General features: G+C 48.3%; 21 protein-coding genes and 1 tRNA gene. 12 read left to right on the forward strand and 10 right to left on the reverse strand.

Translation table 11 applies throughout. The features are described from left to right. Positions 1-16: 16 nt before the first annotated feature. Entirely contained in the window at positions 17-922 is a 906-nt protein-coding gene (locus JKP77_RS00830; RefSeq protein WP_218309304.1) for a sugar kinase, read from the forward strand. A gap of 166 nt (positions 923-1,088) precedes the next feature. Here JKP77_RS00830 and JKP77_RS22475 read toward each other — a convergent pair whose 3' ends face one another. Together JKP77_RS22475 and JKP77_RS22480 are read right to left on the reverse strand one after the other, a co-directional pair. Then, positions 1,089-1,373 (reverse strand): DinB family protein, encoded by a 285-nt coding sequence (locus tag JKP77_RS22475; RefSeq protein ID WP_274608601.1) that lies wholly within the window; start codon positions 1,371-1,373, stop codon positions 1,089-1,091. Further along, positions 1,324-1,629: a DinB family protein gene (locus tag JKP77_RS22480; protein ID WP_274608602.1), complete on the reverse strand. Its 306-nt coding sequence runs from the start codon at positions 1,627-1,629 to the stop codon at positions 1,324-1,326. The genes JKP77_RS22475 and JKP77_RS22480 overlap by 50 nt, the downstream gene beginning before the upstream one ends. 517 nt (positions 1,630-2,146) lie before the next feature. On the opposite strand from JKP77_RS22480, the gene JKP77_RS00840 reads away from it, so the two are divergent. After that, positions 2,147-3,115: a LysR substrate-binding domain-containing protein gene (locus JKP77_RS00840; RefSeq protein ID WP_218309305.1), complete on the forward strand. Its 969-nt coding sequence runs from the start codon at positions 2,147-2,149 to the stop codon at positions 3,113-3,115. 244 nt (positions 3,116-3,359) lie between these two features. Here JKP77_RS00840 and JKP77_RS00845 read toward each other — a convergent pair whose 3' ends face one another. Further along, entirely contained in the window at positions 3,360-4,472 is a 1,113-nt protein-coding gene (locus JKP77_RS00845; RefSeq protein ID WP_218309306.1) for a DUF2855 family protein, read from the reverse strand. Positions 4,473-5,595: 1,123 nt separating this feature from the next. Here JKP77_RS00845 and JKP77_RS00850 point away from each other — a divergent pair. After that, positions 5,596-7,263 (forward strand): alpha-amylase family glycosyl hydrolase, encoded by a 1,668-nt coding sequence (locus JKP77_RS00850; protein WP_218309307.1) that lies wholly within the window; start codon positions 5,596-5,598, stop codon positions 7,261-7,263. 66 nt (positions 7,264-7,329) lie between these two features. Continuing rightward, positions 7,330-8,655 carry a winged helix-turn-helix domain-containing protein gene (locus JKP77_RS00855; RefSeq protein WP_274608605.1) on the forward strand — a complete coding sequence of 442 codons (1,326 nt, stop codon included), beginning with the start codon at positions 7,330-7,332 and terminating at the stop codon, positions 8,653-8,655. Positions 8,656-8,944: 289 nt separating this feature from the next. Here JKP77_RS00855 and JKP77_RS00860 read toward each other — a convergent pair. The 3 genes from JKP77_RS00860 to mutY form a co-directional block, all read right to left on the reverse strand. Beyond that, positions 8,945-9,020, reverse strand: a tRNA-Phe gene (locus JKP77_RS00860). 138 nt (positions 9,021-9,158) lie between these two features. Beyond that, a complete protein-coding gene (locus tag JKP77_RS00865; RefSeq protein ID WP_218309309.1) occupies positions 9,159-9,431 on the reverse strand; it encodes an oxidative damage protection protein in 273 nt (90 codons plus the stop codon). Between the two features lie 32 nt (positions 9,432-9,463). Then, a complete protein-coding gene (gene mutY, locus JKP77_RS00870; protein ID WP_218309310.1) occupies positions 9,464-10,510 on the reverse strand; it encodes an A/G-specific adenine glycosylase in 1,047 nt (348 codons plus the stop codon). On the opposite strand from mutY, the gene JKP77_RS00875 reads away from it, so the two are divergent. The 6 genes from JKP77_RS00875 (at position 10,509) to arcA (ending at position 17,425) form a co-directional block, all read left to right on the forward strand. Continuing rightward, positions 10,509-11,312 (forward strand): alpha/beta fold hydrolase, encoded by an 804-nt coding sequence (locus JKP77_RS00875; protein WP_246601013.1) that lies wholly within the window; start codon positions 10,509-10,511, stop codon positions 11,310-11,312. The two genes, mutY and JKP77_RS00875, sit on opposite strands and share 2 nt — an antisense overlap. An 82-nt stretch (positions 11,313-11,394) precedes the next feature. Then, entirely contained in the window at positions 11,395-12,114 is a 720-nt protein-coding gene (trmB, locus tag JKP77_RS00880; RefSeq protein ID WP_218309311.1) for a tRNA (guanosine(46)-N7)-methyltransferase TrmB, read from the forward strand. Then, the gene (locus JKP77_RS00885; RefSeq protein WP_218309312.1) at positions 12,111-13,199 is read left to right on the forward strand and encodes a class I SAM-dependent methyltransferase; all 1,089 of its coding nucleotides are present in this window, start codon (positions 12,111-12,113) and stop codon (positions 13,197-13,199) included. Before trmB ends, JKP77_RS00885 begins: the two co-directional genes overlap by 4 nt. 110 nt (positions 13,200-13,309) lie before the next feature. Continuing rightward, a complete protein-coding gene (glgA, locus tag JKP77_RS00890) occupies positions 13,310-14,734 on the forward strand; it encodes a glycogen synthase GlgA (RefSeq protein ID WP_218309313.1) in 1,425 nt (474 codons plus the stop codon). Between the two features lie 240 nt (positions 14,735-14,974). Next, the gene (locus tag JKP77_RS00895) at positions 14,975-16,561 is read left to right on the forward strand and encodes a sensor histidine kinase (protein ID WP_420840019.1); all 1,587 of its coding nucleotides are present in this window, start codon (positions 14,975-14,977) and stop codon (positions 16,559-16,561) included. Positions 16,562-16,717: 156 nt separating this feature from the next. Beyond that, a complete protein-coding gene (gene arcA, locus JKP77_RS00900; protein WP_218309315.1) occupies positions 16,718-17,425 on the forward strand; it encodes a two-component system response regulator ArcA in 708 nt (235 codons plus the stop codon). Between the two features lie 427 nt (positions 17,426-17,852). Here arcA and pmbA read toward each other — a convergent pair whose 3' ends face one another. Next, entirely contained in the window at positions 17,853-19,184 is a 1,332-nt protein-coding gene (gene pmbA / locus JKP77_RS00905) for a metalloprotease PmbA (RefSeq protein WP_218309316.1), read from the reverse strand. A 71-nt stretch (positions 19,185-19,255) separates the two neighbouring features. Between pmbA and yjgA the strand changes: the two genes are divergently transcribed. Both yjgA and JKP77_RS00915 read left to right on the forward strand, forming a co-directional pair. Then, on the forward strand, positions 19,256-19,807 hold the full coding sequence (gene yjgA, locus JKP77_RS00910; protein ID WP_218309317.1) for a ribosome biogenesis factor YjgA: 552 nt from the start codon (positions 19,256-19,258) through the stop codon (positions 19,805-19,807). Continuing rightward, positions 19,808-20,155, forward strand: a complete 348-nt coding sequence (locus JKP77_RS00915; protein WP_218309318.1) for a hypothetical protein — start codon at positions 19,808-19,810, stop codon at positions 20,153-20,155. It begins immediately after the preceding gene. Between the two features lie 140 nt (positions 20,156-20,295). On the opposite strand, the gene tldD is transcribed toward JKP77_RS00915, so the two are convergent. The 3 genes from tldD to JKP77_RS00930 are packed head-to-tail and all read right to left on the reverse strand — an operon-like array spanning position 20,296 to position 26,405. Continuing rightward, entirely contained in the window at positions 20,296-21,738 is a 1,443-nt protein-coding gene (gene tldD / locus JKP77_RS00920; protein ID WP_218309319.1) for a metalloprotease TldD, read from the reverse strand. Continuing rightward, positions 21,731-22,549: a carbon-nitrogen hydrolase family protein gene (locus JKP77_RS00925; protein WP_218309320.1), complete on the reverse strand. Its 819-nt coding sequence runs from the start codon at positions 22,547-22,549 to the stop codon at positions 21,731-21,733. Before JKP77_RS00925 ends, tldD begins: the two co-directional genes overlap by 8 nt. Next, entirely contained in the window at positions 22,542-26,405 is a 3,864-nt protein-coding gene (locus JKP77_RS00930) for a YhdP family protein (RefSeq protein WP_218309321.1), read from the reverse strand. The genes JKP77_RS00925 and JKP77_RS00930 overlap by 8 nt, the downstream gene beginning before the upstream one ends. Positions 26,406-26,416: the final 11 nt, after the last annotated feature.

Genomic DNA, 26,416 nt, shown 5'->3' on the forward strand with positions numbered 1-26,416 from the left:
TCCCGGAACCTGTGCCATGAACCATATCGTAATATTCGGCGAATGCATGATAGAGCTGGTAACCCAGTCTGCAAGACACCTTGTTAAAAACTTTGCCGGAGACACCTTCAACACGGCCATTTATCTGAAGCGGTGTGCGCCGGCTTTACAGGTCGACTACCTTACCGCAATTGGCAATGATGCGCAGAGCATCGAACTTTGCGACTTCATGCAGCAGGAAAACCTTGGTATCGATTGGGTAAAACGCTCAGATACCCGGCATCTGGGGCTGTACATGGTGCATACCGACGAGGCTGGTGAACGCACCTTCACATACTGGCGAAGTGAATCGGCTGCTACCCAGACCATGAATCTGTTTACATCACCACTGCCAGATACCGAGCTGTTTTATTTAAGCGGAATTTCTGTGGCTATACTGGATGATTCGCAGCGCCATGTGCTGGTGGGTAAGCTCAACGACTTGCGCCGCAGGGGAGCCAAAGTTGCGTTCGACCTCAACTATCGCCCGGCACTTTGGAAAAATAGCACTGAGGCCAGGGAATGGGCAGATCGCCTTTACGGAATGGCCGATATCTCGCTATCCGGCGTTGATGATCACGCCCAGCTTTATGCGCATCACTCCGTGAGCGATATCGTTTTACACCTGTCTCAGTTTTCAATTGATGAGAAAATCATAAAAAATGGCGCTTCAGAGCTCGTTGTCAATACACCTGACGGCAACTGGTCGGTGCCGGTTGAGCCAGCACGCACCGTAGTAGATACCACCGCGGCAGGCGATGCGTTTAACGCGGGTTACCTTGCGGCCCGCGCTAAAAAAATGGATGCCGTCGAAGCGGCCAGATACGGCGCAAAACTAGCGGCATTTGTTATTGGATATCCTGGCGCGATAACCCCACCGGAAAAGGCATTACCCGCCCTGTAAACGCTATTGTCAGCTATCCGCCAGCGGCCCTTTCTAAACAGGAATAGTAAGCAGCTGGCTGTGCCGATTATGTCATCACAAAAACAGCGTCGCACGGCTTAAATGCACACGACTCGTATATCCTTTTCAGGGCGCCAAAGAATAGGCATCTGTGCCGCTTGATTTGCTAAAGTTCCGGTTTTATATCAGGAATTATCGCCAACAAATCTGTTACACCAACGTCTACGCCAAATTGAGATAATAAGGTTGTAACCTGCCCACGATGATGAGTTTGATGATTGAAGAAATGCAGCATGATATAGCCCAGGCATTTATGGTATGCCGTTCCGGTGGTATTTATATAAGCCAAAGGGCTCTCCAAGGCCTCATCCGAAAGCTCTGCGACAAAATCTTTAATAACGTTATCTAAAAGAACCCTTTCTATTTTTAGCGTTTCTATATCTTGGTACAAAATCGTGTTCAGCTTTTTCGGGAAACGGTTTTGTTGCTATATCCTTTAGAGAAGGAAACCGGTTAGGGTGCACAGCGATGCGCTTAAGCCAGATAATATCCGCCACTAAAATATGATTAAGCGTTCCCAAAATAGAGCCGAAAAACGCCCCCGTATCTTTTTTAAGATCATTGTGGCTCAATTGGCATGCAGCTTCATAAATAGAGTTATTCATCCATTTATTGTAATCGGCCATCAGTAGGAAATTCGCTTTCATAGTCATTCCAATTTCTCAGAGATTTCGCCTGAACTTTTCACCATATCTATTATTGAATAGTAGTTTGTGAGCACCTGGCGTAAATCTCCGACTCCACCGCGTTTTAAGGGATGAACTGCCGCCGGAGGCTGACTACTGAGCAAGCGCTTAGCAAACCTGATTTCAGGGCATATGGGGAATCAAGTTTATAACACCAGCATAATGCATATTGTGCAAAATAACGCATACATATACTTAGTTAACACCTGCACTCATCATTTATAAAATGACAATTGCGATAAGTTTAACTTATTCCCTATCTCACAGAGATATCGTTTAAGTTTCGCACGCCGCGCTTTGTGAACAACATCAGCTTGATTAGCTTTAGAGACAGGTTTATGCACATTTAATTTCTCTGTAACTTTCATTCTCTTTTTTACCGTTGGTGGAAAACAACGCTATTGTTTCGTCAACCGCTTTACTTCTCCAACGATAAAACTTAACTTGTAATATAACTTAATCTTATAATTGAAAGAGTATGGACAAGCGACTGCGTTGGCTTAACAATTTACTTTGTTTCGAGGTGGCTGGACGGCATCAGAGCTACAGCAGAGCCGCAGCAGAACTGTTTATTTCACAGGCGGCTGTCAGCCAGCAAATGCGGCAATTGGAGAGCAATCTTGGGGTGACGTTGTTTACCCGTGAAGCACGCAGAATGGTCCTCACGGAGCCTGGAAAAACGTTGTTTTCCGCTTGCCAGAGAGGGTTTGTTGAAGTCATTAATGGGCTGAATCAAATTCAGGAAGCGCCCCTGGAGGGCGACTTAACAGTGAGTTCCACACAAGCCTTTTGTGCATTGTGGCTCGTTCCTAACTTACATTCTTTTGCCAGTATTCATCCTGACATAAATATAAATGTATTAAGCTCAAATCGAATTGTTGATTTCAATGATGGTCATGTAGACCTTGCGATTCGTTTTAGTACGTCAACAAGTCAGCTACAACATCCTTCTTTAGTGATTGAGCGCATTGCGGAAAATTCTGTATTTCCCGTCTGTTCACCTTCTTTTATGGAGAAATACTCTCTGAATACACCGGAAGATTTTATTGGTGCGCGACTATTTGGACTCACTTACGAAGATAAAGTGAACTGGGAAAGCTGGTTTGAAAATGCTGACGTTGATTTAACAGCGATAACTCTTAAGAAGACAGCGTATACATCCAGTGATCTTGCTTTAAGCGCGGCATTAGCGGGCCAGGGAGTCATGCTGGCCTCAGATATAATGGTTGGGCGTTATGTACAATCTGGTGAACTGACTGTACCTATTGATCTCCCCCATCCACTTCGCTGGAAGTCGCACTTGGTTTACTCAAAGTTTTCTCCGAAAGGGAACCGCATAAAGCTATTTTGCGACTGGATAAAAGCCGAAATGCCATTTAAAACGCCGGTTACCTCTTTGGATGAATGGAAAGCAAGACTGCGGGATACTGAGGCCTTCTTGAAATAAGGTTCATTCTAACCCTGACTGCGATGGCTGCTTCGTGATTTGGGACCACAGCTCGCATGACTTGAATAATTCATTATCTCAGAGCACTACCTGTACGTGGACGCCAGAGAACTTAGAATGTCTGAATGCGGCATGCACCGACACCGATTAAACAATCACTAAGTGTACTTCCGGATTGGACAACCACTCCACACGCATAGGCACTTTAGGGTGACCGTCTTATTTTGTTTGCACTCGCCGTCTATTAAAACATATCGAAACGAATGACTCTGCCCAGATGGGGCTGATCGCCAGTCATATAAAGCGTGCGAGTTACCCTCGCCGCATCACCAAATCCATAACCAGGGCTAAGTTTCATCCAACCGGTTTGGGGATCGACAAGAGCAGCCAAAAACTCGGCCTGAGTTGCTTCGTAACGTCGATTTAATTCATCCATACCCCAGTCCTGAATACGTTTACGAATTTGATCCGGAGCGAAGTAAGGCACAGGTTCAGGATTATATTTATGCTCGTTCGACAGGTATTCTGTATTGGTCGCTGAGCCTGCGTAACAGTCATATTTAAGTTGCTCTCCAAGGTGCTGATGAATATGTAAACGAAGACTGTTACTGCCCGAGAAATCCACGTAAACATAAGGCTCGTCCGTAGAAAGCGTGTTGAGTTCCTCGTATGTCACGGTGGAGTCGTACAGACCTGTGCTTTCGACAAAAGCCTGATTGCGCGCTGAAGTAATACCCACAAAGTGTGGGTGATCGTCAAGCTGGCGTCCGCAGTAAACTGTTCCGTAGGCCGTTTTGCTGGACGCGCTGGAAAACACTATTTTTTTGGCGCCGAAGTAATTATTATCCTGTAAGAAGTCGGCCAGCATATATGACGTATAGAACAGCGGGCGCATTAACATCTCAGCGTCTTCTAAATCAGGAGTCAGGGTGGGTGTCTGAGGCACACGTACATAGGTGTTATAGGTAAACGGTAATTCCCTCCTGTGTTCAGAAACCTCTTTAAAGCCCTGGGTATTCACCCGTCCGGCTTTGACCTTTAAGAATTTCGCAATAGGGTAATAGCCGTAAAACCGATCGCCCACGGCAATGCCTTCAGCATTCGTACTATAAACAGTGGCATAACCCCATACCGGCATTTGCCCCCAGCCCTCTAGTTGCGTAGGAAAAAAGTCCCAATAGCGCATTGATTCGCCAAAGGCGGCATAGGTAATGTTGTTGGTGGTAAGCGCGAAGGTATCTATGGTTAACAGAGCCTCTCCAGGCTCTAGCGCCAGACTCTGCTCTGCGTGGTCAACACGAGTATTTCCAACGTTACTTTTACTGGAAAGAAGACGTGTATTGGTAATTGTCGACATAATCTACTCTCAAAATATCAGAAAAAACATGCAGTAAGGTTAATAGTGCTGGTATGCGAAGTGATTCGAAATTAACACGCCTGGGTAAATCTTCACCAATAGGTACTAATGATGACGCGCGATAATTTTGAGATAGCCTGCTTTTGGAGGGGCAGGTTAATGAACGGCTGTACAGAGTTCGAATATTCTTTTTGCGTGTATTAAGGGGCATTGCTTTATCGGTTAATGCCGGGTATTTGGTGGATTATCGATATCACCAGGTCTTCATCACCGTGTTACTTGAATGCAGGGTCGTCACCTATTCTATTTAATAAAAAAATAGCCTTGTGGGAACGCTGGAGGGGCGATGGATGCCTGTTGAATAAGACAGGAACGTGGGTTTCAATACTCAAGGAAAGTCCATTCTATGGAAAGGAGCTGCAATACTCTTAAATTCTCTGCTAAACACCAACTGATGAAAGTTAAACATCACTAAATCAGATAAGGACATCTTGAAGCATCAACGATTGTCCGCGAGCACGCCATTATTTAATCGCTTTCCTTCTGAATGTGGAATCAAAGAAAACTCATCGGTACTGCTAAAAATACCCGATAGGTTGGGTCTAAAATCTTGAATGTGGAAATCGATCAGTAAGGTTCTGCCTAGGGTCTGTTGACCTTTGCTGTACATTTTTGCAGCGAATTGTTAGTGATTTACGCAAGGCAGCGTTCACGCCGTGTAGCCACTCTACATAAGTGGACGATAACACAGCATAAATCACTAACAAACGCTGCCCGCTGGGTTCAGCTAAACGCGTTTTGCTCTTTGTTCCGCCTCATTTTCCTAGATGACTAAGCTACAATTGGCGCGCCGCGATCAAAACGCGTTTACCCCGAACATAATTCGTACAGCAAAGATCAACAGACCCTAGCTTTTAAGTAAAGGCAGACGGGGGGTGAACGAAACCCGAACAGAACCTACAGAAATGCCAGCTCTGGGGAAGATGTGAACAAGTTTATTCCGAGAGAGCGTATCTAACTGAAAAATATAAATTTAATAAAATTTAAACGTTTTTAATTACAGTTTACTTCCCGTTTTCGTCACAGTCATGACGCGTTTTATCAGACTTTAAGGACATAGGTTGTGAACATTATTTATCAACATTTTAAACTGAGCACTTTGCTTTTAGTAGCGCTGCTCGTAGGGAGCGGCAAATCATTTGCCGCCGCTGATATCCACTGGAAGAGTGCAACGGTTTATTTTATTCTTTTAGACCGCTTTAAGAACGGCGACAATTCCAATGATTACGCCTATGGTCGGCCTGAAACGCCAGCAAAACTAAGAGGCTTTGTAGGCGGCGATATTAGAGGGGTCATACAGCAACTAAAAAGCGGCTACTTTTCTAATCTTGGTGTGGACACTCTTTGGTTAACGCCTGTCTTTGAGCAAATCCACGGCGTGGATACAAGTTCGGGGGCCACCTATGCCTACCACGGTTATTGGCCAAAAGATTTTACCCAAATAGACGCGAACTTCGGCACTAAAGACGACTTCAAAGAGTTGGTGACACTTGCCCACAGCGAAGGTATCCGGATCCTCTTTGATGTCATCATTAACCATACCGGACCGCAAACTGCTATAGATGAAGCTTGGCCTGCTTCGTGGGTTAGGACGCGGCCCTTATGTAACTGGAGCAGCTACATACAAAATACTGGATGTGCTCTTGCCACGTCACTCACCGATATGCGGACAGACAGTTCACTGGAAGTTACACTGCCCGACTGGCTGAAAGAAAAATGGCGTGAAGAAGGCCGACTAGACCAAGAGTTAGCTGAACTTGATAACTATTTTGCTCGCACCCAGCACCCTAGGTTACCAAAATATTACCTTATTAAATGGTTATCTGATTGGGTCAGGGAATTTGGACTAGATGGTTTTCGTGTTGATACTGCCAAGCATGTTGAACCTGAAGTGTGGACAGAGCTAAAAGTAGAAGCTGATTTGGCTTTGAAAGAATGGCGCTCAAAAAATCCAAACCGGATAACACCTGATATTCCATTCTATATGGTGGGTGAAGTTATGCATTGGGGCCTCAAAGGTTTCAAAAATGCAATTGAAGGAACTGGCGAATATGATTTTGGCGACAAGAAAGTAAATTATTTCGACTTTAGCTTTGACGGCCTCATAAATATGGGATTCCCAGAACACCTTAAGCTGTCTGCCGCACAGCTATTCTCAGATTATAGCCACGCCATGAACAGCGCACCGATGCAATCTTTTGCCACGCTGAATTACATCAGCTCACATGATGATCCCGAATCATTTGACCGTGAGCGCAAATTTCCATACCAAACTGCATTCAAATTGATGATGGCACCAGGCGCAGCGCAAATTTATTACGGCGACGAGCTTGCCCGCCCATTGTTGGCTCCCGATGCCGTGGGCGACGCAAGTTTACGTGTGCCAATGAACTGGGCAGACCTTGCCTTACCGGCCACACAGCAACTACTTCTGCACTGGCAAAAACTCGGGCAGTTTCGTAATCAATACCGGGCGATCGGTGCCGGCCAGCATACCGTGATTTGTGATGCCCCTTACACCTTTGCAAGAGAGTTAAAGGGCCATCCGTCCGTAATAATTGCAGCATCGCTACCGAACGGTAAAAAGAATATTCCTGTAGGCGATTATTTTGCAGACGGAAGCTTACTGAGAGATCACTATTCAGGCCAGTCTGTTCAGGTCATTGATGGATCAGTGACCCTGGATAATATGTTCAGCTATGCGTTGCTAGCCGAAAGCACAACTCACTAACGGTCTTTCTTCGGCTGCTGTATAGTCATCGATGTACCCTGATACAAGTTACGATAATTGGGCATGATGATTTATCGAATAAACGACTGGACGTTGGACTGTCATCTCCGATCGTTAACCAACGGAGATAAAGAGCGGCATATAAGGCCTCGGACGCTAGCCTTGCTGCTCTACTTTATTGAGCACAGAAATGAGCTAATTGCCTCAGAACGCTTATTGGAACATGTTTGGGATGACGTAGGCGTTAGTGATGGTGTGGTTGTCCAGTCTATTCGTGAAATCCGTCAGTTGTTGGATAATCCCAATGTTATCGTAAACTTTCCTCGCAAAGGCTATCAATTTACTGGCAATGTGGTCAGCGTTGAGAGCACTCGAAAAAAGTATTCTGACATCATTAGACAGCGCCCTTTTGGGTTCTTAACTTTATTCATTGTGATGTTAGTTGGATTGTATTTGGCAAAGGACATAAATACTAATACGGCAATTACAATTAATAGTCATAGTCGGGCATTTGCGCCATACGAAGCCGCATTGAGCAACGACATGACATCGATGAAACTGCTTCCTAAAAATATCGAAACTTTGAAGCTTGATATATATGGCGATACGGCAGAATTTGCAGCAATTTACTCAGCAAAATTCAATTCACGCGAAATCCAGGGAATTGTTTTTACAGCTTATCCTAAATCTATACCCAGTCAGATTGCCGAAGAGATAGTAAAGCAGTCGAGAGCCCCTAATCCAGCTAACGTTTCTATGACATGGAACCAAGAATTTATAGATGCCTTCCTGATTTACGAACGTGACTGGAAGGCTGCTTTGGGCACCCTCGAAAATCTACTCCCGCGTTTCCCTGATAGCCTTCGGCTAAAGTATTTTCTGGTGAAACTCTATATCTGGAATGAGAGCCATTTTAAAGCACAAGAGATTCTAGACAGCATTGCACCTGAGACAACCAATACCTCTTGGCAGATGAGGTTTGGCTACTTGCGGGCCAAGTCACTTTTTGTACGGGGAAAATTTGAAGACGCATTGGCTGTTTTAAGCCAAGCAGAAGAGCTTTCAATATCTGAACAAAATTGGGACCAGCTGGCGTTATTAAGTGATTTACAAGGCGACATTAATTATCAAGCTGCAAATAATGTCGAAGCGTTGAGGGCATTTCAGAGAGCAGAAAAAATGTACCTAAATCGCGGTAACCAAACGGGCCTGGCTGCAGTCAGACTCAAGATGTCAGTTTTGTATATCGCCACCCAGCAATTAACCCTCGCTAAACGGGCTTTTTCGGAAGCCGAAAGGTCAATAGCGCAATATCAAATAAAATTTCTGTATCCTATGCAGACTGAAATATGGGAAGCAAACAGAGCCTACTTAACAGAGGTAAGCAACTAATTAACCGATGCTCAAAATTTATATCATGGGTTCTACCCCGTTGTCACGGACGGTGTTTTTCATACCGCAGGATCAAAAAAGCCCCGCTAATGCGAGGCGTGTAGTTGACTCTGGGCGTAACAACCCGTCCCTGGTGAGCAGCACCAGCCGCGACGTCCTGTCGCGTCGTTAAGGCGACTGCGTTGTGCCACCGGCACAACGGTTCGCCTTCACCCCAGCGGCGGGAACCCGCCTCTGGTTAATACATCACAAAAACAAAAAAGCCCCGCGATTGCGAGGCTTCTAAGAATGGTGCCCAGAGGCGGGATCGAACCACCGACACGCGGATTTTCAATCCGCTGCTCTACCGACTGAGCTATCTGGGCTAAAACTGTTTGGCGCTTAAGGCTTGCTGCCTCTTGCGTCGTGGGTGCGTATTAAACGGATTTCCCGCTCCCAAGTCAACCGTTTTTACAGGAATTTTTTCCAAGTGCGCGTTGTTTGTTCAATTTCGCGTATTTTGGTCAGCTTTTAGGCGGAACATAGCCTTCAATGTCCGGCTCTTCCCCTTTGAACAGGTATCCTTCCATCTGCTGTTCCAGAAACTGACGGGCATTTGGCTCCATCATATTCAGCTTATGTTCGTTAATCAGCATCGTTTGCTTCTTTTGCCATTCGCCCCAGGCTTCTTTGGAAATATTGTCAAAGATCTTCTTTCCCAGTTCACCCGGGTATAACTGGAAATCCAGTCCTTCAGCCTCTTTCTGCAGACGCTGACAAAATACGGTTCTGCTCATCTTATTTACCACCTTGTTGGTTTGGCGCTAGTTTACAGGACTTGCGTCACCTGTTTGATTATTTTTTTTGTGGGGGCGGCAAGCCCGACTTCAATGGTATTGTCGATATCAAACCACCTGGCCTTACTTTCCTGAATGCGACCGGAAGGCGGCTCAGAGGCAATAGCCAGAACAGGCTCAATATCCAGATGAAAATGACTGAACGTATGACGAAAAGGCGTTAGCGGCTGCCACTGTAGACTATCAACACCAATTGTCTGTAATGCATCGCGCCCTGCCTGCTCGCTTTCACACTCAATAAAACCGTACAGTCCGCCCCATAGTCCGCTTGATGGACGTTGTGCCAGATACACATTTCGCTGGAAGCAAGGCACCACCATCAGCGTCTTCTTCACTGGCAATGCTTTTTTCGGTTTCTTACCCGGGAACTCTGCTTGCCTGCCCTGCGCATAAGCAAGGCAGTCTGTTTGCAACGGGCAGTGATCACAATCTGGCTTGCCCCGGGTGCAAACCATGGCACCTAAATCCATCATTGCCTGGGTATAATGATGACAACGAGAGCCAGGCGTGTGTGCCTCAGCCACTTGCCACAACTTGTTCTCTACCGATTTTACGCCCGGCCAGCCTTCAATGGCGTAATAGCGCGCCAGCACGCGTTTCACATTGCCATCTAATATCGGGTGAGACTGCTTAAGAGAGAGCGACAGCACGGCGCCAGCTGTGGATCGCCCGACACCGGGCAATGCCATGACGTCGTCAAGCGTATCGGGAAACACACCGTTATGCGTATCCCGGATCTGCTGGGCAGCTTTATGTAAATTTCTGGCCCTGGCGTAATACCCCAGGCCTGTCCACAGATGCAATACATCATCCTGCTTCGCATCCGCCAGTGCTGTTACCGTCGGGAAGGATTTCATAAAGCGTTCAAAATAAGGGATAACAGTTGTGACCTGGGTCTGCTGCAGCATGATCTCAGATACCCATACCTTATAAGGTGTCACCTCCTGCTGCCAGGGAAGGTGCTTGCGCCCGTGGGCGTCAAACCAGCTTAATACCTTATCTGCAAATGACTCTGACATGAAATACTACTTCGTTGACGTAAAAACAAAAGAAGGGGATATGCTACCATGGCGCGCATCATTCTGGGCGATTACAAAAGCTGAGTTCATCATGTCATCACTTCCTGCATTATTTCTTCCCGGTACGCTTTGCGACGAGCGTGTCTGGCTGCCTGTTTGGAAACAACTTACGCTGAACCAGCGACGATACGTGCCATTGCAGTGGGCAAACTCACTGGAGGAGATGCTAAGCTTAACCGGTGATCGCGTTCTGCCAGACGAAAAAGTCCATCTTATTGGGTACTCAATGGGCGGCTATATTGCGGCACTGTGGGCGCTGGAGAACGCCGCGCAGGTCGCCTCACTTACGCTTATTGGCTACGATGCCGCAGGACTCACCAACCAGGAAATGTCCAGACGGCAACAGATGGTGAAAATGATAAAGGCGGGAAAATTTGATGCCGGCAATACCAACTATCTGGCGCGCTTTATTCATCCATCCCGCCTGGATGATGAAGCAGTAGCAAGCGTCGTAATAGCGATGGGTGAGGATTTAGGTAAAGGGACGTTGATTGCCCATACTCAGGCAACAACCCCGCGCAAGGCGCTTACTGCTTCGCTGGCAAAATCCCCTTTTCCCATCCATATTATTGGGGCAACGAATGATGAAATTGCACAACCGGAAGGGGTTAAGCAGATGATACAGACAATATCGCCTGCCTCAGCGACGTTTGTCGAGAATAGCGGTCATATGCTGCCGCTGGAGAAACCCTCTGAGCTGGCAGACGCATTGCAAAAAATTGTAAATTCCGGCGCTAAATAATCTGTGAAAACGTTGCATTAAACCGGATAGACTGGATAATGCCGCACCAGTTAAAAAACACCCAATTCAGATAGGCAAAACCATGGGCCAGTATAAAAATCAGGCAGAAGCGGAAGCTGCCGGCGTTTACATTAGTAAAGTCAAAAGCTACGTCAAACGTGAAGGTCGCCTGACCAAGGGCCAGGCCCGCGCGCTCGAGTCATTCTGGCCAACCATGGGCATCGAATACCAACCCGAGCCGCTGGACTTAAACGTTGTGTTTGGCCGCACGGCCCCGGTGGTGCTGGAAATTGGTTTTGGCATGGGTAAATCTCTGGTGGAAATGGCAGAAGCGGCACCAGAGCAGGATTTTATCGGCATTGAAGTGCACCGGCCGGGTGTGGGTGCCTGTCTGGGTGAAGCCGGTGAGCGTGGTCTTACCAACTTACGCGCCATGGAGCACGATGCTGTAGAAGTATTAAAGCATATGATCCCGGATGGTAGCCTGTCTCGGCTGCAATTGTTTTTCCCTGATCCGTGGCATAAGAAGCGTCATCACAAGCGTCGTATTGTGCAGCCCGAGTTTGCCGAGTTAGTTCGTCAGAAACTGTGCATTGGTGGCCATTTTCATATGGCAACAGACTGGGAACAATACGCTGAGCATATGGCGGACGTCATGAATGCAGCGCAAGGGTATACCAATACCGCAGCACAAGGCGATTATGTACCTCGTCCGGACTATCGCCCGATCACGAAGTTTGAAACCCGTGGCCAGAAATTAGGTCATGGCGTCTGGGATCTGATATTTGAGCGCACAAAATGATACTGAGTCAGCAGAGCCAACTACTTGAACGTAATTTAGAGCTTTTTGAACAGGGTGACTGGCTGTTTGTTAACCCTACCGACGCCTATTTTACAGACAATCTCAAACACCGTTCCATCTCGGTTCTGCACCAGTATTTCGACATTTTTTCTGAAAGCGTGAGAGTCGTCCCGTCTTTCTCTCTGGACAGTCGTGATGTCAGCGCTAATCCATCCGGCTTCATTTGCGAGCAAAAAGTGTCGAATCATACCCACTGGTTTGCGCCTTTCGTCACCACAACCGATACCTACACTGATATTTTGCTGTTTATGCCCAAGTCCAAAGCACATTTCCAAATGCTGCTTCGCATGGCCGCAGGCGCGCTGAAAGCCGGTGGACGAATACATGTGGTTGGCGAAAATAAAGGGGGCATCAAAAGCGCAGCCAAACTTATGACGCAGTATGGCAATACGCAGAAATTAGATTCTGCCCGCCATTGCAGCCTCATTACCACAAGCGTTGAAGAGTCACATCTTGCCTTTGAGCCCGATGACTGGATGGAAGAGCTCGACTATGAAGTCAGTGGCCATAGCTGGCAGGTGGTATCCATGCCCGGCGTATTCAGCCACGGCGAACTGGACAACGGCACACGCCTGTTGATAGAAAAGCTGTCATCTACCCTGCGCGGCCAAGTCCTTGATTTTGCCTGTGGTGCCGGCGTCATCGGCAGCTACCTGCTGGCGCGTTACCCTCACCTGAAGCTTACCATGCTGGATGTCAGTGCACTGGCGTTGTTCTGTGCCTCGCGCACCCTGCATGCGAATCAGCAGGCGGCGACACTTATCGCGGCAGACGGTCTGAATAACGTTGAGTTAAACGTCGAACATGTGGTGACCAACCCACCGTTCCACACCGGCGTAAAAACAGACTACTCAGTGACGAAACGGTTCATCAACGACGCCACCCGGGTGTTGAAGCCTCAAGGCAGTCTGTTGATGGTAGCCAACCGGTTCCTTCCTTACCCGGGCTTACTCTCAGAAAAATTCGCACAGGTTCAGACTGTTGCCCAAAATACGCAATTTTCTGTTTATTTAGCGCTTCGTTAATGCATTCGCGCGCAGCGCTGTGGTAACTTATTAGCCATTGTTGTCGCCCTGGCAGCACTGCTGCTCTGCACGTCCTCCCTCTGCCAGGGAGTTGGTAACGAGGTATCATAGTGAAAATTGTATTTGCGATTTCTGAGGTAGAAGAGCTGGTTAAAACCGGTGGACTGGCGGATGTTGGTAAAGCGCTGCCACTTGCGCTAAAGGAAGCGGGTCACGACGTTGCGATTGTCATGCCTTATTACCAGACCATCGCGAAAGCGCATAATCTCGCTACCGTTTGCCCAACACAAACCCTGTTTGCGGAAAGCCAGGTGTATCACTTCGATATACGCCATATGTCATGGCACGGTATTGATGTGTATTTGGTCGATTACCCTGAATACTTTGACCGTGAAGGGTTGTACTCCAATGCGTACGATGCCTATCAGGATAACGGCGAGCGATTCAGCTTTTTCAGTGGCTCAGTCCTACAGACGCTTCAGGCCGTTGCCTGTATCCCCGACGTCATACACTGCCACGACTGGCACACGGCTATGCTGCCTTATTTGCTGGCGTATGACCGTTCAGGCGCATTTTCACAAACCCGGTCAGTTTTCACCATTCACAATGCCGCGTTTCAGGGGGTACATCGTTTAGAAGACATTCCCTTTTTACGCCATCATCCGGGCATTCTGGCGCAAGTACACGGTGGCTATGTAAACATGCTGCAATCAGGTATTGAGTTTGCGCACAAAGTCACCACCGTCAGCCCAAACTATGCTGAAGAATTGCTCACGAATTTAGGCAGTCACGGCCTGCACGATCGTCTTGTCACCCGAAAGGAAGATTTAAGCGGCATTCTTAATGGCTGCGACTATTCACAATGGAATCCTGCAACCGATCACTTTTTACCTGAAAATTACGATGCCACCAACCTGCATGCCAAGCAGACCTGCAAGCAGGAACTACAGAAAAAGTCCGGGTTGCCACAAAATCCTGGCGTCCCCTTGCTGGGAATGGTTTGTCGTCTGACAGAGCAAAAGGGATTCGGGTATTTATTACCTATTCTGGATGAATTGATGTGCCACAACCTGCAAATGGTGATAGTAGGAACGGGCGACCCGGAAGTGTGCATGGATTTGGGCGAATTCGCCCAGAATCATCCGGAGCAGTTTGCGTTTATCAACGGCTTTTCTTCAGAACATGCTCACTTGGTAGAAGCGGGAGCTGACTTCTTCCTGATGCCTTCCCAGTTCGAACCTTGCGGGCTAAACCAGATGTATTCTCTGGCGTACGGCACTATCCCTGTTGTGCGTGGGGTTGGCGGACTTAAAGATACGGTGATAGATCAAAGACAAGGCGAGTCAGCCACAGGCTTCGTTTTTGACGATCCCACCTCAAGCGCTTTGCTTGCATGCATTCGTCGCGCATTGCTGTTTTATTACGAACATCCGCTCAAATTCAGAGAAATGCAACAGCGTGGCATGGCAACGCGGTTCACCTGGGCGCAGGCAGCAAAGGAGTACATTGCCTTGTATGAGGCGATGTTGGCCTGAGGTGGATCAGTCACAAGCGGTGAAACAAAACAACACTCAGCAGTCAGGTGGAGCTCTATTGCCTCCTATATGCTCTGAAAATGCCCTTAATTGAAGGAGTTTTGAGCAGAAAGCTTTCCTTTTGCACTGTGTTGCGCCACTATTAACAAATAAGAAAATGCATATAAACCTTTCAGACTGATTATAATGACATCCCCGATGGTAAGGCTCTCAATCAGGAGCTTGTTTTTATGGGTGGTAATGGCCATCGCAACTATCACACTGGTGATATCCTCCGGCCTGTCTATTTATACGCAAATTTCCACTTACGAAAAAGAAATTGTCACCCACGTGGAAACGCTGGCAGAGCTTATCGCCAGTAATGCGAGCAACTACATAGTGGAAAACGACGTCAAAGCCACTCAGCGCCGGCTCAGCAGTTTATCTACCGTTCCCATGGTTCTTAATGTAAATATTTATCGGACTACCAACGAACCCGGTAAGAACTTTGAACTGTTTACCGCCTACAAGAAAAATGTATCTATCCGTGCCAGCGATGACTATGAATCTAACAGCACCAACTTCAGGGGTAATTTTATCGAGGTCACTCGCGATATTACGCAGCGGAGTGAGGACGATTTATATACCGAAAGTCGCATTGGCTATATTTTCCTGAGGGCATCCGCCGATTCCCTTAACAACCAGGTTGGCAAGACAATTCTGATAAACCTGTCGGTGATGCTGGTAATGATGCTGGTTAGCTTCCTGCTGGCCCTACGGCTTCAGCGCGTGATTACCGGTCCAATCGAAAGTTTGGCTGATTTTCTGCAGCGTACCTCCCGTCAGCGGGATTACTCTGGCCGCTCTGAAGGCTCAAACATACGCGAGCTAAGCATACTGTCTGAAGCCGTCAACGTCATGTTAAGCCGAATTCAGGAGTACATGCACAAGCAGAAACAGGCCGAAGAGCAACATCGTAAACTTAATGCCAGCCTGGAAGACATGGTTAATCAGCGCACACTGGCACTAAAAGATGCCAATCAGGAGCTGATACAAACCCTTGAGAAACTTCACCAGTTTCAGCGACAGATTGTTCAGAATGAAAAAATGGCCTCGCTGGGCGATATGGTTGCTGGTGTTGCCCATGAGGTAAATACACCTATCGGACTTGGTGTCACTGCCTCGACCATGATGCTGGACCGGCTGGTGACAATACAGAAAGAATTTGAGAACAAAACATTAAAAGCCAGCACTATGGCCAAGTTCCTGGCAGAAAGTCAGGAAAATTTGAATATCATCTACCGTAATTTGAACCGCGCCGCAGAGCTGATTTCCAGCTTTAAGCAGGTTGCTGTAGATCAAAGCAGTGAAAACAGCCGATCTTTTTGCTTTGCACAGCTGGTTAATGAGATACTACTGTCATTGCGGCCTCGTTTGAAAAAAGTACATCATAAGATCAACATCGAGTGCGACCCTACCCTCACCGTTGAAACGAAGGCCGGCCCAATAAATCAGATTCTGATCAATTTGATCATGAATTCGATTATTCACGGGTTTGAAGATATTGAAGAAGGGCAAATTGATATTTGCGCTGAATTGATGTCGGGCAACAAGCTTAAGCTTATTTACCGGGACGACGGCAAAGGAATTCCTCCTGATATAAGGAAACGAATCTTTGATCCGTTTGTCACAACTAAACGTGGTCAAGGTGGCTCAGGTCTGGGTATGCATCTTGTCTACAACCTGGTAACGCAAGCATTGAATGGGTCGATCTCTCTTACCAGCGAAGAGGGGCACGGTGTTGAATTTGTCATTGTATTCCCCATTGCCAATGCGAAAACCGCGTAATACCTGATGTTGGGTGAATAAGTCCTTGAAATTTGTTGGCAAACCCCTATACCTTGGAGTTATTAATATTCGATAACAGCTTGCAAACATTGTTACGGATATTAAAATTTAACCGATAGATTGCTTAAACCGATTGTAAAAAGAGTGTGAAACACCATGCAGACGCCAAATGTGTTAATTGTAGAAGATGAAGTGGTCACGCGTACCACGCTAAAAAGCTTATTTGAGGCTGAAGGCTATAATGTTTTTGAAGCCGAAAATGGCGAGCAAATGCATGATTTTTTTGAAAATCACACTATTAACCTCGTCATTATGGATATCAACCTGCCGGGCAAAAACGGTCTTATTCTGGCACGTGAAGTGCGGGATCGTAAAAACGTAGGTCTGATTTTCCTGACAGGTCGTGATAACGACGTAGACCGTATTCTGGGTCTGGAGATTGGTGCAGATGATTATCTGACCAAGCCGTTCAACCCACGCGAGCTGACAATCCGCGCACGCAACCTGCTGTCGCGCACTACCAGCTCTGCTGAAGATGACGATCTTCCCAGCCGCGTCAGCTTTAACGGCTGGACACTGGATGGCGACAGCCGTTCATTGATCTCTCCAAGCGGCCATGAATTCCGTCTGCCGCGTTCAGAATTCCGTGCGCTGCACCTGTTTCTGAGCAACCCGGGTAAAATCCTTACTCGTGAGCAGCTGATTATGGAAATGACAGGCCGTGAATTGCGTCCTAATGACAGAACAGTAGATGTGACTATCCGTCGCATTCGTAAACACTTTGAGTCTGAGCCAAACGATGAAGAGTTGATTGTAACGATTCACGGCGAAGGCTACCGTTTTTGCGGATCGGTCGACGGTTAAAGAAAATCAGTAATAGCAATCTTTGTGAAACGCAGCCTCCGAGCTGCGTTTTTTATTGTTAAATGTCTTTTGCTGCCCGACAGGGTTCCATACTCGCCTTTCTGACTCCTCTGTTACGCATTGTTGCCGCTTCTTGAAGCGCAGACTCATCAAGTCGATATGGACTCAGCCTTTTCAGGGAATCGTGTTACATACACACAAAAGAGCAATCAGCCCCCCTGTAACCCTGTAACCCTGTAACCCTGTAACAAACACTATAGAGAGCACATAGCTCCCGCGAAACAAACTTTAAAATGAGCATAGAGCTCTGCGTTGCATACTCAAAACGGGCACAGAGCCGCCCTTCAGAATACCGCGCTACAGATACAAAAAAGGGCAGCCAGCGCCGCCCTTAAGAAAAAGTCGTATTACGAGCTCAAATGCAGCACTAGCTGCCGGCGATGCTCATTTCATCAAGCAGTATCGACCCTGTGCTCACGCTACCGCGCTTATCCTGCACGGCACCGATGGCCTGAATGCCCGCAAACATATCTTTCAGGTTACCGGCAATCGTTACTTCGTGCACCGGATACTGGATAATCCCATTTTCCACCCAGTAACCTGCGGCACCGCGAGAGTAATCACCGGTCACGACGTTTACGCCCTGTCCCATTAATTCGGTTACCAGTAAGCCTGTCCCCATGGTTTTGAGCAATTGTTCGTCTGACTGCCCGGTATTTGTCACCTGCCAGTTATGGATCCCGCCAGCATGACCGTTACTTTTGGTATTGAGCTTTCTGGCTGAATACGTGGTGTAAAGGTACGTCGCCAGTTTGCCTGCATCTACAATGGTCATATCATGGGTGGCAACCCCTTCGTTATCGAAGTTGGAGCTGGCGAGTGCGCCTTTCAGATGCGGCTTTTCTTCAATGTTAAGCCACTCCGGGAATACCTGATGGCCCAGTTTATCCAGCAGGAAACTGGACCGGCGATACAGGTTTCCACCACTGATAGCACTGACATAATGACCAAACAGGCTGGAAGCCAAATCGCGATGCATGATTACCGGCACTTTGGCAGTACTGATTTTACGTGCACCGAGTCGCGAAACCGTATTATGCGCCGCTTCTTCGCCCACTTCTTTAGGGGAAAGCAAACCTCCTGCTTTGCGACTTACTGTATAGGCATAATCGCGTTGCATATCGTCGTTGTCTGCGCCAATCACCATACAGCTCAAGCTATAGCGGCTGCTGGGATATCCCGCGTTGATGCCATGGGTGTTGCCATAAACGCGCATCCCAAGATTGGCATTATAAGACGCGCCGTCGGAATTAGTGATGCGCTTATCGTAGTCCATCGCCGCCGTTTCTGCTTCAATGGCAACCTGAATAGCTTGTTCCGGGTCCAGTGGCTGTGGATGATACAAATCTAAATCCGGAAATTCAGTTGCCATTAACTCGGCGTCAGCAAGACCTGTGCAAGGGTCTTCACTGGTGTATTTAGCGATATCAATCGCCTTTTCCACCGCCAGCGTTAACGCTTCTTTACTAAGATCGGCAGTCGATGCACTGCCTTTGTGCTTACCTACATATACGCTGATCCCCAGGCCACCATCATTGGTAAATTCAACGTTCTCCACTTCCTTCATCCGTGATGAAACGGCTATTCCCTGAACTTTTGACATGCTGGCTTCTGCCTGCGTGGCGCCTTTTTGTTTGGCAAGCTTGAGTACGTCATCAACAATCGTTTGAATTTCTGCTACCTGCTGGTCAATTTGCATAGTAAGTTTCGCTATCCAAGTCTGTCTGTCATCGTTACAATTTAGAGAAGTGTAACACTTATGAGTTCCAAATGAGCGATAACAAGCCCCATTCTGAAGAAGAAAACGATTTTGACGATGCTAACTATTTCGAAGAGGAAATTGTCAGCAAGTCAGAACTGAAGCGCCAGTCCGAAGAATTGCAAAAAATGGGAGAAACCCTGGTGGGCCTCTCTGCAGCGCACCTTGAAACCATCCCTCTTGATGACGAACTGCAGGATGCCGTGTTGACGGCCAGAAAAATCAACAAGAAGAAAGATGGTTACCGTAGACAGCTTCAGTTTATTGGCAAACTGATGCGTCAGCGCGATGTCGCTGACATCCAGGAGGCTCTGGACCGTATTGCCAACCGTCACCAACAGGCAAATGCTGAATTTCATGCGCTTGAAAAAGCCCGCGAAGCAGTGATCCGTGAGGGCGACAGTGCCATACAGAACCTTATCGAGGAACATCCGCAACTGGACAGACAAAAGCTTCGGCAGTTTCATCGTCAGATAAAGAAAGAGCAGGAAAAGAACGCGCCGCCAAAAGCGTTTCGCGAACTCTTCCAGTATTTAAAAGAAGAGATCCACGAGCAGAAATAAATGGACATTAAAGCCTATATCGACGAATTCAGTGAAATTTCAGAGTTACCCCGCGAGCGGCAGTTTGCATTGCTGGACAATGCGCAAAAGCGAGCGGCGAAAAAATCAGTCTGGTTTCGTACCGGTCTCTACGCACTTTTCGCTCCGGCGTTTTTTCCGGGATTGCTGATAGCCGCAGTTTATTTTTTTACCGCCGGCTCTCCCTGGTTTTACCTGGCTGCCGTCGTCGTCGGTTTGCTTGTAGCCCGGGTGGCGGTAAAAGAGTTTGAAAGCCGCTGCTTACACTCGGCCCTGAAAGAAGAAATAAAGGGGCATAGCCGACACAAGACGCATGCTGCAAAGCCTTAAGTAAGTACTTACACTCAATAGGTTACTTTTCTGACTTAACACTAGCGGTTCGTAACAAAGCGTATCGCTGATTGCTACATACTAAAAAGGCGCGGTAACCCGCGCCTTTTTTTATACCTGTGGCGAACACACCACATAAGCTACGCTGTGCCACCTACCGTTAGCTCGTCCACCTTCAGCGTAGGCTGACCCACGCCGACAGGTACACTCTGTCCGTCCTTTCCACACACACCCACGCCCTTATCCAGCGCGACATCGTTACCAATCATGGAAATCTTCTGCATGACTTCAGGTCCGTTACCGATAAGGGTGGCACCTTTTATCGGCGCGGTAATTTTCCCATTTTCAATGAGATATGCCTCGGCACTTGAGAATACAAACTTCCCGGACGTAATATCCACCTGACCGCCTGCAAAGTTCGGGGCATAAATCCCTTTATCGATACTGGCTATAATCTCTTGCGGATCGTGCTGCCCTGCCAGCATATAGGTGTTTGTCATACGAGGCATCGGTAGATGCGCATACGACTCACGACGCCCGTTACCGGTAGGTTTCACACCCATTAAACGTGCATTCATTTTGTCCTGCATGTAGCCGGTCAGTTTACCGTCTTCAATCAGCACATTGTGCTGTGTGGGCGTTCCTTCATCGTCTACTGATAACGATCCCCGACGATTTTCCAGCGTACCGTCGTCCACCACGGTTACCCCTTTTGCAGCAACCTGCTGTCCCATGCGGCCACTAAACGTGGAAGCGCCTTTGCGATTAAAGTCGCCTTCCAGGCCATGCCCTACCGCTTCGTGCAGCAGCACACCTGGCCAGCCATTACCTAACACAACCGGCATGGTGCCGGCCGGAGACGCAATCGCTTCCATGTTAACCCTTGCCATGTGCAGCGCATCGTCGGCCAGTTGTTCATAATACGGTTTACCGTTCTCGTCCTGCGTGAAGAACGAATATGCGTAGCGGCCGCCTGCACCTGCACTGCCGCGCTCTCGCCGTTCACCTTTCTCCATCAGCACTGAGCAATTCAGTCTGACCAGCGGGCGAATGTCAGTGGCAAGCGTGCCGTCACTGGCGGCAATCAATACTTCTTCATATACGCCGCTCAAGCTGACGACAACCTGATTGATGCCTGGCTCTTTTTTGCGAATATACGCATCTACCGTTTTCAGCAGGCTGATTTTCTCAGCGTCCTGCATCGCCAGAATGGGATTGTCTGACTGATATCGGGCGGTATACTTTCCGTTGGTAAGCGCCGCCACTTTGGCATTGCCGCCTTCAGGCGCAATCGTACGTGCTGCCTGACACGCTTTGGTCAAGGCTTCCGGGCTGATTTCGTCAGAATAAGCAAACCCCGTTTTTTCGCCGCTAATCGCCCTTACGCCAACCCCGCGTTCGATGTTGTAGCTACCTTCTTTAATAATGCCGTCTTCAAGTACCCAGGTCTCATGCTGACTGGACTGAAAATACAAATCGGCGAAGTCGGTATCGTGCCGGTGAATTTGTCCAAGCGCTTTTTCAAGTGCCTGGGTATCCAGTCCGGAATCGGTTAATAAATGGCGTTCGACGTGATTAGACAAAGTGACTCCAGAATCGATTATGGTCTTTGACGGGCATTTTCTTTTGTATTTCTTGCCGCTTGTTAATATCAGCACTGGCTTTGACGATGCCCACCCCTTCAGCCTGCTCAGCCAGCGTCTCGCCCCAGGGAGAGTAAATCACGCTGTGACCAAATGTCTGACGGCCATTCGCATGCTCACCCACCTGACCAGCCGCGACAACAAAACACTGTTTTTCAATAGCGCGGGCTCTTACCAGCGAATGCCAGTGCGCGTTGCCAGTATACCGCGTAAATGCTGCGGGCAGCGTAAGAATATCAATATCGCCCATAGCTTCAAATAAGCCGGGAAAGCGCACATCATAACATACTGCCAAGCCAATTCTGCCAATTGGCGTATCCGCCACCACAACATGTTCACCGGCTTTGGTGTACTTTGATTCCAGATATGAGCCCGTGTTGTCATCGACAGACACATCAAATAAATGAATTTTCTGATACTCGGTAACAACGTGGCCATCAGGCCCTATCAGCAGGCAAGAGGCGGTAAATTTCTCCGGATCGTCGCTCTTCATGGGAAAGGTGCCAGATACGATATAGCAGGCATGTGCTTTCGCCAGCTCACACAACCGGGACTGAATAGGGCCGTTGTCTTTTTCTTCGGCCACCGCCAGTTGTTCTTTGTCCCGTGTACCGAAACGTGCAAAACATTCAGGCAATACAACCAGCGTATCCTGACCTTTCTCAAGCTTGGTCAGCTCGCTTGCGACGTATTCCAGATTTTCCTGAACATCGGGAGTGGATGTCATTTGAATGGCTACCAGATTAACCATCGATTACCTCCAGGTTTAGTCGCTGTAAGTCATCTTCGCTCAGTGGCGTGTCTTCCTCATCGTCTTTGGGTGTTGCACGCGCCGGCAACTGAATATCTTTACTGTCGCGTCCCACCTCGTTGATCACCGGATCACTGATAGTACCGGTAACGTGATAGTTAACATTGGAGATCACCTTCGCTGAGGTCAACACCTGATCGAGCGCCAGAGCGGCAAGGGCCGTTTGCGGTGTCGCAAGAAAGTACACTAAAAACGGCAAATTACCGGTGACATTCGGCGTAAATGACACGTTGTAATTAAGCTGCCGTGCTGTCAGATCAGTATAGCCCTGAATTTCGATTTCGCCGGCACCGCCGTCGATTTCTGTATCGTCGGTATAGGCTTTGCCATCAGCAATAGACAGGCTTCCGCTCATTTTGTCGTAGAAGAAGCCTTTGGCAAACACATCGCGGAAATCCAGGCTTAGCTTTCTCACCAGAGAGTTCAGACTAAAGACCGTAAAGATACGCGAGCCTTTGTCGCTGAGTTCGGTCAGATAGCCATCGGTAAGCCCCCAGTTGATATCACCATCTACCGTGGCAAGTGCAAAATCCATCGGTGATTCCGGCCAGTTGAGATCAAATTCAATGCGTGCTTCTGAATCTTTGATCCCGGAATTAACCCCGTATTGCTGCAGCATCAGACCAACATCATCACTGTTAAGTGTACCGGTCAGATGCGTGGTGTTATCACTATCGTTAAATAGCCACTTGCCGCTGGCGTTAAGGGTACCGTGACGGCTTTTCGCGTTGGCCTGACGAATCAGCATACCGTCATCTGCGCGCGCCACATCCAGCGTCACTTCCCCCAGCTCAATATCGAACAAGGTACATTGCTGGCAGTGAAAATAGACCGGCGGCAGCGTATCGGCATTCCATTTACTGGCAGCATCATTTTCTGCGCCTTCCCATTTCGCCAGCTTCAGATAATCCGCTTCTATCTCAATACCACGCGTTAGCCATTGATCGTATAAATTTACGGTAGCCCTTGCTTCCTCTGCATTCACTTCCAGCAACCAGTTGTTGTTCACTTGCTTGGCAATGATGGCGACATCGTTTAGTGTTTGTCCGGCAAAACGCAGCGTGCCGGCATTGGCAAAAATGCGTTCAGGCACGGTAAATAACCCTGTGCCGCCCTCACCTGCGCCATCCAGCAACATTTCTATTGTCTGATACCAGCTGCCAATATCTACCAGTTCCAGCGCTGCAGAAATACTAAAGCCAACGCCCAGACCAACAAACTCAGACTCGCCTAACGCCAGGTGAGCTCTGGAAAACTGAAACTCTTCATGAGGAAGAATGCCATCAAAGCGGATGTCCTCTCCCAACGTGCCGGATATCGTAGAATTCTGCTCATTGCCTTCCGCACTTAATAGAAAGACTTTGTCGTTGCCAGCGCGTTTATTAAACGGCGGCGGTAGCGCCGAGCCCAATCCGGTCAGCGTTGATGATATTGATGCTGTGTAAGAAAACCCTTCTTTGGGGATGACAAGGTCTACTTCACCTGTCCAATCCGACTCTCCTCCCAGATAATCGCCAAGTTCAGGCTTAAACTGGTTGGTCAGCGGGGCAACCGACCACTTGCCAGACAACCCCAAATCGACAAGATAAGCGTCTTCCTGCTGATGGCCATGCATGCTCAGTGCAACAGGCTGATCCAGTAAGTCAGCCTGAAGACCTTCAAAGCGCACGTCATCGTTGCGGAAATTGATAGAACCAGTGGCTTTGTTAAAGCGCATTTTTATCGGATTGATAAAAATACTGTTATCTGCCAGCGTAACTTCACCCGACGCTATCACGTTGGTTCCCGTGAGCGGTATCTGCAATTTCAGGCGGGATGACACCTCCCCTGAAACCTTCACCTGATTTTCCAGTAAATTGCCCAGCGAATCCGCCATAGACGATGCTGACATCAGCGCTGCAAGCTGTTCTCCCGTTCCCTTACCGGTAGCGTAGATGCTAAGTTCCGATGAAGGCTTGAGTGACGGGATCGCGGCCGACATGTTGCTGATTTCAACATCCATCAGGGTTGCCGACGGGCTCTCCATCACCAACGCATCGTTAACGAAAAACAAATCCAGATTGAGGTTCGTTAAAGCGGGCCAGTTAGGATCGAAGGTAAACTCACTGTCTGCTATCCCCACGAATGCCTGAAAAACGCCGCTGTTGTCATGAAAGGGAAAGTCGCTGAACTTGCCGTCCCAGAGTACCCGCGCATGCTCTATATTGCCCCCGCCAGAGAACGCACGGCGAAGATAGGCAGACGTCTTTTCACCCATAACCGGATCAGGCAGCAGATTATCCACCTCACTGACGGACAAAGGACTGATATTGACTACACTTTGCAGGGTTCCGGAATTGATGTTGAAGCGAGCTTGCTGCTCAAAAGCGATCTTATCGCTGTTAAAGCGGATATTGTTGCTCTGCACCCACCACTGACGGTCGTTGTCACCATCGGCTGGCTTATCGGCGTACACATAGAACTCGCCGTCCAGCGCAGAGACCTCCAGGTTATCATCCAGCAGGTTATTAATTTCAAGCCGGCTGTTTGAAGATGACAGTTTCAGACTGCCCTGATTTTTATACCAGTACACATCGGCATCGATAGAAGTCAGGCCGGGAATGAGATCCGTCTGGTTCCATGAAATATCCAGAAGCTTCGCCGCCAGCGCCGGGCCATGTTGTTTCCACTGAAACTGTAAGGTCGCCAGTTGCCCCTGGGGCTTCATCGCTTTGAGTTGTTCAAGGCTGGTATCGCTGCTAAACAGCGGCAACAGCATCATAAAGGGATTAACCGAAACAGGTTTAACGGTATTAAGCAGCATGTCGCCACTGGCCGACACATGGCCAACGAGGTCGGTGACCAGCGTCTGCGTATTCGAATCGAGGATCAGCTGATCTACCCGCACGTTCCAGCCTTCCGCTGCCGGTAGCGCCTGGATTGTTCCTCCCCGCACCCCGGTGTACACTGCGCGTGAGGCATCCCCGCCCCATTCCAGTAGACTGCGGTCAAATACCACGTTCACCGCATCAAGCTCGCCATCCCGCAACTCACTCCAAATCTCAAAGTTAGCCCGGCTCTGACTAAGGGGTCTGCTGATTTGTAACCACTCACTAACCCACGGCGAAATATCCAGCTCTTCGGCTTTTGCATAAAAAACGCCACTCAGATTATCTTTATCGCCATACAGGTCGATAATGAAAGACGCTGAATTGTTCGACAGATCCCGCACCTGCACCGCGCCGCGCCCCTGATGTCGGGTGCCCTGGTTAATCCAGGCGAGGGCTTCTAAGTCAAAGGTTTGTTGTTTTCCGTCACGGGTGAGTATGACTTCACCATCGTTAAGGGAAAATTGCTGTAGCTGCTCCAGAAACAAGCTTTCCAGCGCATCGACCACCGGAAAGTCATTATCTGACGCTCCTTCCAGACGATCGGCATCAATATCCAGCTGCAATCCCACCAGCTCAAAACGGCGCGACGACACCAGGCGCTGCGATAATGACGCCCAGAAGTCCAGCTCGACATAGACTTCGTCGATATTAAGGGCAACAGGGGAAGAGGCATCTTTGGCCAAAGACACCTGATTTAAGACCACAGTAGGACCGCTGCGCTGCCAGACGGCATGCACACTCTCTATGGTTAAATTGACGCCATACTGCTGATTTACATAATCTTCCAGTAAGTGCTTTTTGTGTTCAATGTGCGGTAATGCGTACCGCAAAACGCTTAGTAATACAGCAAAAAGCACCAGCAGAATGGCCAGTGTCAGCCACAGCTTTTTCACGATAAACGCTGCGACTGTGCTTAATTTTGTCACGCTTCGCCTTA

It is taken from the genome of Alteromonas antoniana (assembly GCF_019249295.1).
Taxonomy (GTDB): domain Bacteria; phylum Pseudomonadota; class Gammaproteobacteria; order Enterobacterales; family Alteromonadaceae; genus Alteromonas; species Alteromonas antoniana.

Excerpts from the sequence above, each read along its gene's own strand:
- JKP77_RS22480 (WP_274608602.1), bottom strand. The coding sequence starts at position 1,629 with ATGAAAGCGAATTTCCTACTGATGGCCGATTACAATAAATGGATGAAT.
- JKP77_RS00925 (WP_218309320.1), bottom strand. The coding sequence starts at position 22,549 with ATGGTTAATCTGGTAGCCATTCAAATGACATCCACTCCCGATGTTCAG.
- mutY (WP_218309310.1), bottom strand. The coding sequence starts at position 10,510 with ATGTCAGAGTCATTTGCAGATAAGGTATTAAGCTGGTTTGACGCCCAC.
- JKP77_RS00895 (WP_420840019.1), top strand. The coding sequence starts at position 14,975 with ATGGCCATCGCAACTATCACACTGGTGATATCCTCCGGCCTGTCTATT.
- JKP77_RS00845 (WP_218309306.1), bottom strand. The coding sequence starts at position 4,472 with ATGTCGACAATTACCAATACACGTCTTCTTTCCAGTAAAAGTAACGTT.
- JKP77_RS00915 (WP_218309318.1), top strand. The coding sequence starts at position 19,808 with ATGGACATTAAAGCCTATATCGACGAATTCAGTGAAATTTCAGAGTTA.
- pmbA (WP_218309316.1), bottom strand. The coding sequence starts at position 19,184 with ATGCAAATTGACCAGCAGGTAGCAGAAATTCAAACGATTGTTGATGAC.
- JKP77_RS00885 (WP_218309312.1), top strand. The coding sequence starts at position 12,111 with ATGATACTGAGTCAGCAGAGCCAACTACTTGAACGTAATTTAGAGCTT.
- JKP77_RS00865 (WP_218309309.1), bottom strand. The coding sequence starts at position 9,431 with ATGAGCAGAACCGTATTTTGTCAGCGTCTGCAGAAAGAGGCTGAAGGA.
- arcA (WP_218309315.1), top strand. The coding sequence starts at position 16,718 with ATGCAGACGCCAAATGTGTTAATTGTAGAAGATGAAGTGGTCACGCGT.
- yjgA (WP_218309317.1), top strand. The coding sequence starts at position 19,256 with ATGAGCGATAACAAGCCCCATTCTGAAGAAGAAAACGATTTTGACGAT.
- trmB (WP_218309311.1), top strand. The coding sequence starts at position 11,395 with ATGGGCCAGTATAAAAATCAGGCAGAAGCGGAAGCTGCCGGCGTTTAC.
- JKP77_RS00840 (WP_218309305.1), top strand. The coding sequence starts at position 2,147 with ATGGACAAGCGACTGCGTTGGCTTAACAATTTACTTTGTTTCGAGGTG.
- JKP77_RS00855 (WP_274608605.1), top strand. The coding sequence starts at position 7,330 with ATGATTTATCGAATAAACGACTGGACGTTGGACTGTCATCTCCGATCG.
- JKP77_RS00875 (WP_246601013.1), top strand. The coding sequence starts at position 10,509 with ATGAAATACTACTTCGTTGACGTAAAAACAAAAGAAGGGGATATGCTA.
- JKP77_RS00830 (WP_218309304.1), top strand. The coding sequence starts at position 17 with ATGAACCATATCGTAATATTCGGCGAATGCATGATAGAGCTGGTAACC.